We start from the raw sequence: 12170 nt of genomic DNA on the forward strand, positions 1-12170 counted from the left end.
CAATACCTGTCCTTTACAGAAGGACACATCTAACTCACTGGCTTGATCCGGGCCTTCGATGCCAGTGGACGCTCGAATGTGGGGCATGCGCTGGAAACGGCCGTGCTGCTCGAACTGGAGCGGCGTGGCGCGGAAGTTGGCTACGTGAAGACCGGGAGCGGACTGGAAGTGGATTTCCTGGCACGTCATCCGGCCTCTGGAGAGGAATTGATTCAGGTGTGCGCGGACCTGAGTAATCAGGACACGCAGGAACGGGAGTTGCGCGCACTCACCGAAGCGGGCGGCCATCATCGAAATGCCGTACAACGTTTACTCGTTTTAGACCGTGATGCCGTGGCGGGGCTGAACTCCCCGCAACTCGAGGTTCAACCCGTCTACGAATGGATGCTCGAAACAGCTCCCAAGAAAGGGTAGGTCACTGTGAAACGCGCGAAGCACGGTAAAACCGCCTCCACGCGTTGGGATCATTTCAATCGAGATCTGTCCAAAGTTGAGTGGTTTAATGACTGGCGCGCTGAATGTCACCCGACGCGCGGAATGGTTCCCCTAATCCGATAGGACCAGACTTCCGTCCGAGGCGATGGCCACTCCACTGGGTGAGTTCAGTCTCGTAAGCTGATTCGTGCATGCATGGGAGCTCCCGTATTCATGGATCGAAGCAGTTTGAGGTACATCTGTTTCTTGACTCCAAGCTCACTGACTGAGCCTCTCCGTTTCCAGCAAGGTGTTCCTCCGACACCCCCGGTGGCCGAAAGTCCGTCAGAGCGACAAAGCCAGGGTTGGAGCCGGTGGACTACGATGAACCGCTGTTTCGGGGTTACATCAACGCCTACCCCTCACCAGTTGGCGCGGCGCAACGGGTTCAAAGATCCAGAACAATCCTATAAAAGACTTTGGATACTCCTTCCCCCTCGATCACTGTTGACCAACGCTCGTGGCTTCCGATGAATGGGGCATTTACCTGCGACCATGGCCCCGAGATTTCAGGCGAAGATTCGAGGTGGTAGGGAATTCCGCTCGTGGGTTGAAAGCTGAGCTGAATACGATTCGGACGCAGCGCGGTTCCACTCAATACTGGGCTGCCGACGAATCGAACCTCGCTCACCCAGCCTGCATCGCTTCCCGTGCTCACCGCCTCATCCTTCGCAAACCACCAGGACAGCTTATGGACTCCGTCCGAGATCGGGATGGTGACCTGGCTCCATTCGACTTCCCCAGAGATGCTGTGAATAGGAGGTGCGTCATCCAAGGCGATCGATAAAAAATCGTAGTCTTGCTCGGACGACACTTTCCACCAATAAGTGACTATGCCTGGTCCGGTAAACGAGCCCGACATCTCCGACGTTTCTTCGTCGGAGATGTCGCCGCTTTGTGCGGTTCTATTTGACGCATGTCCCCCAACGGAGGTAGTTGGAAACCAAAGGGCGTTTCCCGAGGTTGTCCACTCAAGCTCAGGCACTCCAAGGGCCAGCCCCAGACTCTCCTCTAAGCCTACGACAAGTTGGACGACTTTACTGGTGGTTGAACCGAGGCTGTTCGCGACGACAACTGAGTAGTCGCCGGAGTCTGAAAAGGTCACGGCTGGAAGAATCAGCAGTCGGTTCGTTGCCCCGGCCATTGGGAGATCATTCCTGAACCATTGAAATTGTAGGGTGCTTGCCGAGCAGCAGCCATCTACCTCGAGCGTGGCTTGATCGGCGACCAGGAGTGAAAGGTTTATTGGCTGCCTCGTGATCCGAATGGGGATCACTTCAACTGACGCTACTGGGGATGTGATGGTTCCTAAATCGTCGGTGAGCATCAGTGCATAAGATCCCGCGTCTTCGGTAGTGGCGCTATCCCGTGAGAGCGTAGCGTTGGACTCGAGATCAAGTTTCTTTCCGTCCTTCATCCATTGGAACACCATCCCAGGACAACGGGACACCCGCGGGGATAGGTTGAACGGTTCACCGACTGCCACCAGGATCGATTGGACTGGGTCCAAAACCCGTGGTGAGTCGCAATGCTCTTTCGATCCGTCCGCAAAAAGCGCTCCTAGTTCTTCTGGTGAGAGTGCGCGATCGAAAATGGCGATATCGTCCACCTGTCCGTGTGTCCGCCTGATGTTGCCAAGGGGGCCTGGTACTCTCCCCGCAACTAGCGATTGCCCCTGAGTGGTCTTCAGTTGCATGCGTTTGCTCGCAACTTCAACACCGTTCAAGAAGAGGTGCACGTTGGAGTTCTCAACAGTCCCTGCTAAATGATACCAAAGCCCTGGTTCGACGGCTCGACCAAAGACGGCGTCTCCCCATTGCGATACGTAGACCCGGCCATCGGCTACCATACCGATGACGAACGCTTGCTGCTCTTTGCCGAATCTTCCGTAGCCAACGAGCATCGATTCAACTTCGGGTTGGAATTCCTCAATCCGGAACCAGCAAGACATGGTTCGATCTTGATCGTCTACCGGCAGGCTGTCGGTTGGCGCTTCCATATAATCCTGCTGGCCATCAAAATTGAAAGCTGATCCTGAAACCGTAGAGTAGTAAGCTCCTCCGCTAAGGGTTCCGTTGTTCGAGCCTGCGTGATCGTTCGCATCTCCGTTCGCTGGCCACCATGAGACTAAACCTGGGATGCTAGTTGGATCAGCCACTGTACGTAGCGCAAGGAACGCAAGCAGCAAAAGGACGGCAATGCCCATCGCGTAGCTCTTCTGAGGTTTCATAGGGTTGGTAGGTAACGTTGGGTGTAGGAGTCTGAGGCTTAGACTTAGCATGGTCAGACACGCGATGCCAGAACTAAGGCGTAGGGGCTTAGTCATACGACGAAACACGGACACCGATGTAATCATCCGGCCAAGAAATGTTAAAGGGATTCTAAGTGGCTCGGAGTTAGATTTTGGAATGAGGTCGGCCGACATCAACGAATCCTAGTTCAGTCTTGAAGCGACAGACCCCCTACGGATGCTCTTTTGAGCTTGAGGTCTGAATGGGGGGATTTGAGGTTCCACAGTGGAAGCTGGGGTAAAGCTCCAGGCAACAATGCCATCACCACCGAGTGAAGAGAGAGGCAGAAATTTTGAAAGATTTGCGTTTTTGCCCCGAGTTTATTCTGGAATGGATTATCTCTATGTCTAGTAAGCGTGAAGATCGTAAGCTTGGCGACCGACTTCAGACGAGGTTGTCTTTAATTGAGAGCCTCAAGCGGAAAGACCCGGCTTCATGGAAGGAGTTCAGCTCGCTTTACGGCGGAATTGTCCATGGATTCGCAATGAAACTAGGTTGTACCCATGATGAAGCCCAGGAAGTGGTGCAAGAGACACTGATTTCAGTGTCCAAAGATATTTCACGCTTCGACACCGATCCCGATCAGGGATCCTTCGGAGTGTGGCTTCTTACCATTGCTCGGCGCAGGGCAGTCGACCAGATGCGTAAGCGTCCCCCGCAGGGGCGATTTGTGGATATGGGTGGCCCCGGGACTGGGACGCCGCCCGTTTCGCGAATTCCAGAGCGGGAGGCCGATCTATCGGCGGTTTGGGAGACGGAGTGGAGGCAAGCACTGCTCGACAAATCGATCGAAAGTCTCAAAACCCAGGTCAATCCCGTCCACTTCAAGATTTATTATCTGGCCGTAATTAAGGAGAAGCCCGCGTCTGAGGTGGCCAAGGCGCTAAGAGTGAGCGCCGCCCAGGTTTATCTGGTCAAGCACAGGCTTGGGCTGCAGCTCAGGCGGGAAATGAAGAAACTTCAGGATCGGGAGCCATCGTAAGCCTCAGATTCCGGATTGCGTCGCTTCAACATCCGGGTCCGCGCGGGCCGTGATCCGAGTGCACGGCCTCAAGGCAATTTTCTCCAAACTTGCACTTGTGTCTTCGGCTCGCTGATGTCACAAATCTTCAGCGTTCCTTAACACTTTTCCGACACAAGGATTTTCATGGCACTCGAAGGAGTTTCCTCGGCCAAACCAAGAGTCCATCCATCCACTATTTCACCTCATATCCCTGACCATGAGTTGATTCGCATTATCGACTCCGGGAGCTATGGGACGGTATGGCTTGCCCGAAACATCATGGGCACTTACCGCGCCTTGAAAGTGGTGTATCGATCTACCTTCACGGACGACCGCCCCTATGATCGCGAGTTTCGGGGTATCCAGCGGTTTGAGCCCATCTCGCGTTCCCACGAAAGCCAGGTGGATATTCTCCACGTGGGCCGCAACGATACTGAAGGCTATTTTTACTACGTGATGGAGTTGGCTGATCCTGTGGATGGCGGAGACTTGCCTCCCTTGAGAAAGCAGGGCCTTCCGAGTGACGAAGCATCCGTGTCGGAAACACTCCAAACCGAATCCATCCGCAACTATCTCCCGCGCACGCTGAAATCAGAATTGGCTCAATCGGCACTGGGGCGTCTTCCGGTAGCCGAGTGTTTGGAAATCGCACTTTCTCTCACCAAAGCGCTTCATCACCTGCATTTGAGCGGACTGGTGCATCGCGATGTAAAGCCTTCCAACATCATCTTCGTTAATGGCATTCCGAAATTGGCTGACATCGGTTTGGTGACCGGGGTGGACGCAACGATGTCCAATGTTGGTACCGAGGGGTTTGCCGCGCCCGAAGGCACCGGGACACCTCAATCCGACATATACTCCTTGGGCAAGGTCCTCTATGAGATCAGTACGGGAAAGGATCGACAGTCTTACCCCGAGCCCATCACTGAGCTCGGTTCCTGTCCGGACGCCGATCAGCTTCTGGAATTGGATGAAATCATTGCTCGGGCTTGCGCCTACGATCCTAAGCAGCGGTATCCATCTGCGCGGGCGATGCAGGAAGATTTACTCCTACTGCGCGCCGGGCATTCGGTCAAAAAGCTTCATAGGCTTCAGCGGCGACTGGCTGCGGCAACAAGAGCGGTTGCGATAGCAGCCTGCCTTCTGGTGTTCGTAGGTGCAGGTTGGTACTATGCAGCAACCAAGGAACAGCAGGCAAATGCGGCTCGAAAAGAATTGGAAGCCATGCAAAAAGCAGAAGCCAAGGCTCGCCTTGCTGCAGAACAAGCGCTTTTTCAATCCAAAATGAATCTCGCTCATGCCCTGCTTCAAACTCGAACGTCAGGACAGCGATTCCGGGCGTTGGATCTCATTCGAGAGGCGGCCAAGCATACCAATTCAACGGCGTTGCGGACTCTGGCTTTCCGAGCCTTTTCCTTACCCGACGCCATGCCTTGGCGCACGATACCCTCATTTCGTAAAGGACCCACGCGTGGGCTGGCTTTTGATCCCAATCTGAGACTTTACGCCACCAACGATCCATCTGGCGGTTTGATCGTTCGGTCGGTGGACAATGACGAGATCGTTTCTCAACTTGCGCCGCCGAGTGATTTGGAAGTGTCAACCCCTAAGCTGGCTCGTTGGACCTGGTCCAAGGATGATTCTTCGGTATATGGGCTCTACCAAGGTGGGGATTTTGTTATTTGGAACCCTCGCAATACTCAACATTTGGTCCCGCCGATGCGACTTCTAAAGGTTCATCGGGCGGCCTCCTATTTCGATGTTACTGCGGATGGAAAAGGGCTGATGAGTGTTCATCCCGGAGGGACTGAGTATCACGAGATTTCCACGGGCCATCGCCGATTTTTCGTCGAAGGTGTTAGCGGAGCCAGTCTGTTCAGCCCAAGAGGGGATCGATGGATGCTACACGCGGAAGAAAGTGTGAGGATTTTCGATGTCGTCCATGGTGCCACCATGGCTGAGTTGCCTGCAAGTGGAGGCCACGCCATTACCTGCGCCATTTGGATGGCCGATGGAGAGCATATCGCGGTTGCTGAGAGACCGGATGATAAGCTTGGTGATTGTATGGTTCATCTTTGGAATGTGACTACCAAGCAGAAGCGGAATTCCATCCGGGGACACCTTCATCACATTTCTGGGATGACTGAATTTTCAGGGGAAATTCTGATCACCACCTCTTGGGACGCAAGCACATGTTTTTGGAATTCCGGCACGGGCGAGAAGCTGCTGGAACTTCAATGGGCTGGAAATGCGCTTCAGATCAGCCGGGACGGTGAGAGGTTGTGCTGGAGGGACTATCAGCTGCCGCGGTGGGATGTATGGAAGTGTAGTGTGGCACCTGAACTGAGGCGCACGCAATTGGAACAGGGCGGCTGGGTTGTGGATCTATCCCCGCGGGGGCTGATTGCCGGTGGTAACGAAGAACATGGCGCACAGTTCTTGGCACTCATACCGGGAAGCAGGAGAATTGACTTGCCCAAAGGAACGCAGGCGGCAAGGTTCAGCGGCGATTTCAATTCCCTCTATTGTCTTGGAAATTCCAAGGATGGAAAGGGGTTCTGGATGCAGATTCCTACCCCTGTTGAAGCTGTCCCTGTTAGTATATTCGAGATGTCCGCCCAACGCTGGCCTCTCTCACAATACGGCTATGATTGGTTTCGCCTTTCCGAGGATGAACAGCATGCCGTGATTCGGCATCGTGGAGGTTTTCAACTTCTGCACCTCGGAGACCCTCCCTCCATTGTAGAACCAGAAGCTAGCGGTTACTCCGACCTGACCATCAGTGGTGACGGAAAACTGGTGGCTGGCACTCAGAATAAAGGTCGGCAATCGATGATTCTTTGCCTATGGGATGGTAAAACTGGGAAATTGCTTCACCAACTGCCTCATGGTGTCGGTGAGGCTTCCCCGTGTCTAAGTCCTGACGGTCGGTGGTTGTTGGCTCGCCACCATAATTCAGACGGGTGGACAGTCTACAACACTCGGACAGGGAATATCCATACTGAATTGGCCTCGCCGCTCAAACGAGAATTTACTGCAGAGTTCAGTCACGATGGACATATGGTGGCATTGAGTTGTCGCGACAAACACATACGGTTGGTGGCGACTGACAGTTGGGAGGAATTGGCAATTCTTCCCCACCAGGCCCTTCCGCGCAACCTGATGTTTTCCAGGGACGACGCACAACTCTTATTCTCAGGGGAGACAGGAGGCGTGGAGATTTGGGACCTTCGGCGGATCCGGGAGCAACTGCGCAGCATGAATTTGGATTTCCCGTTTGTGCCATGAAAGTGGCTGGCTGATGATCCATGTTTCATAAGTGGTGCATGGAAAATAGTCTGTGTCCGCATTGACACCGTGGGGGGCACAGACAACCTCCTGTTCTGTTCAGCGTTCCAGCCCGTCCCTTCTCGCCACTCGTTATTGCCCCTGCGCGTCCCCTAGCGATCTTCCGTCAACAGAATGGCAAGCCGATATGGGCTGGTTGTTGAAAAGTAGGTTCGGGGCATCGCCAGCCTCCCTGGAGCGGTTTCTCGAATTTCGTTTCTCCACGCGACCTAACCTCATCTCCGGCGGGACTTCCGTAATGGCCGTACGGTTTTCCGCTTTCTGAGCTGCTCTCTGAATTTGGCTAACCCGTCAATGCAGTTCTTCAGCAGAGGCATCTTACCCACCTCGTAGCCTCCAACGAGCTCGAACTTTTCCATTAAGACGTCGGACGCGGCCGGGTTCTCCCTTAGCATCCGACCTCCGTCCGACCTTACGCAAGCTTTGGAAAAGTAGAATGCCAGCCTGAGTCGCCGGAACGGGTCATCAGGCCACACAGCCCGCCCCAGCTCTACGATACGCAGCAGCTCCTCCGGACGCTCCACGTTTTTTCTCCATGCCAGAGGCCTGTAGTGAAGATCTTCTTCTCGTGGAAGGGAGGCGAATAGCCTCAGTTTCAGCGTGCAGAGACGCCCCCACCACTGCGTCGTGCGAATTTTTCCCGAAAGCAGCTTCTCAGCATTTTCCAAACTTGCCCAGCAATCATCCAGCTTGGCCGTAAGGAGGCGCTCCCCCTGAATACCTTGGAGTTCCTCCCATGGGCCATACTGTTCACTCCATTGGTCGGCGAGGGTCTTTGCCTTCGCATCTGATCGCGCTCCTCGGGGAGTTTGCCAATAAGTCAGGGCTCGCATCAGGCCCTGATCTTCATTTCTCGTTGCCTTGGTCTGCTGCCGCGGCTCCAACTTTCCAAGACAGCGGAGGTTTTGAATCATTAGCGCCTGCTGTAAATGGACCTCCCCGCGCCGCAGCTCTATGATCGCGATCTCCCCGCCCTCCTGTTTTCGGGGCAGCTTGGAGAGCAATGCCTCCGCTTCGTTGAGCCGCCGGTACGCCTGGTGAAACCTCCCAAGCCGGGCTAACGCCAGGGCCAGAAGGCATAAGCCCTCACTGCGCAGTGATCGTTCGAACTCGATGAGGGATGGGGGGCAAAGGTCGCAAAGATCGGAGATGATCCGTGTTAGAATGGTTAACTCCTTCCATACCTCCCGACCTGCTAAGCTAGAAGGAATCAGGAAGATAGTATGATCTTCAGGCTTTTCGCTCAACTTGAGCGTTTGCACAAAGTCCAGGATCTTCGCCCTACGAACGTGTTGATAGGCCAGCTTATCAAGTGCTGAGATGAGCGGGGGGAGCAACTCGCAGACGCCCGCCTCGCTGAGCTTCCCGTGAATCGATTTTCGCAGGCTGACGTAGATGTTATCCGGCTTCTTGATCAGCGTGGACACCACCGATTCAAGAGTCTCGTTCAGGAGCCGCGCACTTGGGTTTTTAGCGGGGGCTTTCAGTTTGAAGTTGCGTCGCCAGTCCTTAGCTTTCTGGCTTGTGGTCGCCTCTGCGAACAGTTCGGGCTTCTCAATCTCGAGTTCGCTCACGCTGGCACCTTCCTGGTTACCTTGGAGTTGGCAGGCAGCCAGCAAAGGCGAGCTTGGGAGTGCGAGTTCCCGCGCGAAACTGTGCCGGCTGATGGTAAGCTCGTCGGCTAGCTCGCGAACCAAAGCTAGCCCATGTTCGGCACTCGCGAACTTGGCATCCTTGAGGGGTTGGCTACCTGAGGAGGTGGCGCCATAGAGGTCTTCATGCACTTGGCTGATCTTGCCCAGTGTTTGCGCGATGGCTTCCTCGTTGAACCACGCCTCCGCTGCCGGGCGGTCCAGCCAGAACAGCAGCGACGTGCGCCCCAGCTTTACCAGTTTGACCAGCTCCGTGAGGGCGCGAACGAACAGGAATCTGCGGTAACGCGTGATGCTTTCTGGTGAGTCTTCTTCCGGCGTCATCGGGCTGCTCGGCCTGCGTGCGATCGGCACTGCTTTGATACTTTGGAAGAGATGGTAATAGGCCTCGCACATCGGCACCGCGTGGAAGGTTGTGCAATAGGCTCGGAAATACCACTTCGCCGCCCAATAGTGTCCCCGCGCCTCCAGCTGAGCAGGCCAGTCTGTAACCCTGTCACTACCATTGGGGTCTCCGGACGGAAGCCCTGCCGCCGATTCCAGCAAATGTCTTACGCCCAGCCTGCCATCCCGGTAATACCAATGGTTACCACCTGGCTTTCGCCAAAGCAGGCCACGATCTCGATAGACTTCGAGATACGCTTCTGCGTCCCGTTTTCGGACCCAATCGTTGTCCAGGCCGCAACTGCTCCTCGCGAAGGGCGAAGGCATCACAGGTTCGGTCGTAAAGACGTTGTGTGGTCGAGACCGGCGGTACAGTGTCGACATGTAGAGAAACCGCATCTCGTCGACGATGCCACCCCAGTCTTCGTCCCCATGCGTGCCTGAGTGCATATAGGCTTTCCAGAGCCGGTCGGTTACAACTGCATCCAAGGTTTTAAGGATCGGGTTCTCAGTCTGCGTTGGCTTGCATCGGATCACTTCCATCCGATCTGGGATTATCCGCTGTTTATCCCTTTCAATGGACAGATCAGCCCAGTCAGCTCTTGGCTCGATGTTCTCCGCCTCAGGCTTGTGGCTCATGGATGGAGGGGTCTTCATCCGCAGAAAGCGGCCCCGTTTCTCTAAAGCCAGCCTTCGCAAAGCGTCGGCTGTTCGGTTGAGTTCGGCCGCCTTCTCCTTCCAGGAGTCAACCCGTTGCCGAGTCAGCGGCGCGTAGATGATCACAAACCCAAGCCTCGAAAGAGCGGTGATGATGCAGTGAAATGTCCGGTAGCTTTTTTCGGTCCAAGGTGAACCGTCCCACCCTGCACACATCCCCGGGACGTTCCGACCGTAGAGGCATATCGCGAACCTTTCAGGTTGGATTCCCAGGTAGTTTACACTCTTTTGAACGATTCCTTGCCACGCCGCAATGGTAGGCCCATCCCAGTCGTTCTGGGGTTCCGTTACCATCTGCTTGAGGCGTATGGGTAAGAGGACGGCATGTTCCAATTGAAATCGCCCAAGCCTAAGGGAAATGACTTGAAGTAGGTTGTGAAGCAGCGACTCGGCGTCGGCGAAGTCTTCCATCTCAAGCCAGATCGACGAATATTTTCGGTGCGCCAGTTCCGTTAGTGCGTCCTTGAGAATCCCCGTGAGGCCTGTTCCCCTGTTAGCTGCGGAGTTGGGATCGGTCGGGCAGGCCTCTATGCAGAAGGGCAGCCACTTTGCAGATTGGGCTCGTGATTTCGGGTTGATTGACTTTTTATCAGAGGACTGCCTCAAGTGATCCTCGACCTCCTTCGTTCGAGCGACCACTCGAGAAACAATGTTGTTCACCTCCTTGGCGTGGCCAGAACCCTTGGTTGCGCCTTGGGACGGATCCCATAACTCTGGAGGAACATCATGGGAATAGTGATAGCTGAAACCACCCTTGGGCAGGCTCAAGGTGATTTCTTGGTAAAGCTCCAGGAATAGCAGGTCGCTACGGTCGGTGATCGTGGCGAAAATCCGCTGCCTCGGACCATTCCAGTAGGCTTCTTCGGGAAAGAGTGACCCCAATCTCTCGAGATCATTGCGATTATAGCATACCCAGAAAAGCTTGGAGTCTGGAGAACGGTCCAGGACGTACTTGATCATCGAGATGCAGCGGGCGTCGTTGCCAGAGTAACCGCAAACGAGAAGATGCGTTGGAAGGAAGCCCTCTTCCCCAGACTTGTGCCCTTCCGCGGCTGGTGAGCGCCCTCGGACATAATCGAAGAATTTTTCCTTGTCGGGCTGGAGTGGGATCTCGTCGAGGGAGAAGTCTGCCCGAGTTTCGATGAGGGACCCGTGGAGCTTCACGATACAGTTCATGGAGTGCACGGTGTCGGCCGAGGGAAGTTCTCCCTTATTGCTCACTGGAATCTCCCTGTAGTAGAGGTCGAGTTGCTGAAATGCCTGCTCCTGGAGATCGTCGAAATTTGTCGTCAGCACCATCCTCGCCCGAAATGGGCCGGAAAGATGACTGATCATGGAATGTGTCAGATTCGGCTTCCTTCCAACGGTGATGTGCGTGTTGAACCGGTCAATGACACTTGGATCACGCTCCCCGACAAAAGTAGTTCCGATGGCCCGTTCATCCAAACTGCCTCCCTCCTTCCTTTTCCCACTTGGTCTGCGGATTCTCAATCGGGCCAGAAATTCCAGCATCCCTCGCCAGTCATGAAGCGATCGGATGGCCTGCTCTACCACCGCCTCCTCCGACTCAGGGGAGAATCCAACCCGGGTGAGCACCCCGCGGGCCTCGTCCTCTGCGTGAAATAACCGCAGCAACTGCTTGAGGCCGACATCGTCAACGTTCGTTTGCGGCCAAGAGCGGAGAATCGCCGGAACAAGTGGCCTTCGAAGGTGGGTATCCAGGTTCGCCGCAGTGAACTCCGGCTGAGGAGAGGAGTCGGCGTCTTCGGGGATCAAGCGCGCAAGGACCAGCGTAGCGCTTTGATCATCCCTGATGGCCTTCAGACCATGCTGTCGGCAAAGTAGGGCGAACTCCCTGAATACCCACTCTCGGGTGGTGTCCACTTCCGAAGGCTTTGGGATCCGCGGCCACCCGTCGAGTTGGACGTTCCACCGGACGGCACCGGAGCCGAGGCACGCTTCGAGATCTCTGGCGGAGGCAACACTTCTGAAGATGGTCCACGTCAGATAGTCCACAAATTGAAGTCCTGTGATAATGCCCGATCTAGCGGACACTCCTGCACCGGTGAAGGGTGTGACTCCCCACCCGGCGCGGAGTTCACTGACGATACTTTTGATAAACCCCAGTTGAGTCTGAGGGGCGTAACGTTCCCGGGCAGGCTTGGAGAGCATTATTACAGTTAAGCAGATTCCGCTACTCCTGTTCAATCACTATCAATCAGAACGGACCCACTCAACAAGGGGGAACTTCAGGTTGAATATGATGGTAGGAACTCCCCAGCCGATCCTGGTAGTGCCTAT

At 55.0% G+C, this 12170-nt stretch carries 5 protein-coding genes; 3 read left to right on the forward strand and 2 right to left on the reverse strand.

Features of this window, described 5'->3' with window-relative positions:
* Nucleotides 1–42 precede the first annotated feature (42 nt).
* Entirely contained in the window at nt 43–414 is a 372-nt protein-coding gene (locus JNN07_07755; protein MBL9167620.1) for an ATP-binding protein, read from the forward strand.
* Between the two features lie 448 nt (nt 415–862).
* On the opposite strand, the gene JNN07_07760 is transcribed toward JNN07_07755, so the two are convergent.
* Nucleotides 863–2899: a hypothetical protein gene (locus tag JNN07_07760; GenBank protein ID MBL9167621.1), complete on the reverse strand. Its 2037-nt coding sequence runs from the start codon at nt 2897–2899 to the stop codon at nt 863–865.
* A 137-nt stretch (nt 2900–3036) separates the two neighbouring features.
* Here JNN07_07760 and JNN07_07765 point away from each other — a divergent pair, with 137 nt between their 5' ends.
* On the forward strand, nt 3037–3747 hold the full coding sequence (locus JNN07_07765) for a sigma-70 family RNA polymerase sigma factor (protein ID MBL9167622.1): 711 nt from the start codon (nt 3037–3039) through the stop codon (nt 3745–3747).
* Between the two features lie 165 nt (nt 3748–3912).
* Complete coding sequence (locus JNN07_07770) at nt 3913–7056, forward strand: protein kinase (protein ID MBL9167623.1); 3144 nt, start codon at nt 3913–3915, stop codon at nt 7054–7056.
* A 275-nt stretch (nt 7057–7331) separates the two neighbouring features.
* Here JNN07_07770 and JNN07_07775 read toward each other — a convergent pair whose 3' ends face one another.
* Complete coding sequence (locus tag JNN07_07775; GenBank protein MBL9167624.1) at nt 7332–12041, reverse strand: SIR2 family protein; 4710 nt, start codon at nt 12039–12041, stop codon at nt 7332–7334.
* Nucleotides 12042–12170 lie beyond the last annotated feature (129 nt).

The sequence above is a fragment of the Verrucomicrobiales bacterium genome (assembly GCA_016793885.1).
Classification (GTDB): domain Bacteria; phylum Verrucomicrobiota; class Verrucomicrobiia; order Limisphaerales; family UBA11320; genus UBA11320.

Coding starts and splice junctions, on each gene's coding strand:
- JNN07_07760 (MBL9167621.1), bottom strand. CDS start 2,899: ATGTCGGCCGACCTCATTCCAAAATCTAACTCCGAGCCACTTAGAATC.
- JNN07_07770 (MBL9167623.1), top strand. CDS start 3,913: ATGGCACTCGAAGGAGTTTCCTCGGCCAAACCAAGAGTCCATCCATCC.
- JNN07_07775 (MBL9167624.1), bottom strand. CDS start 12,041: ATGCTCTCCAAGCCTGCCCGGGAACGTTACGCCCCTCAGACTCAACTG.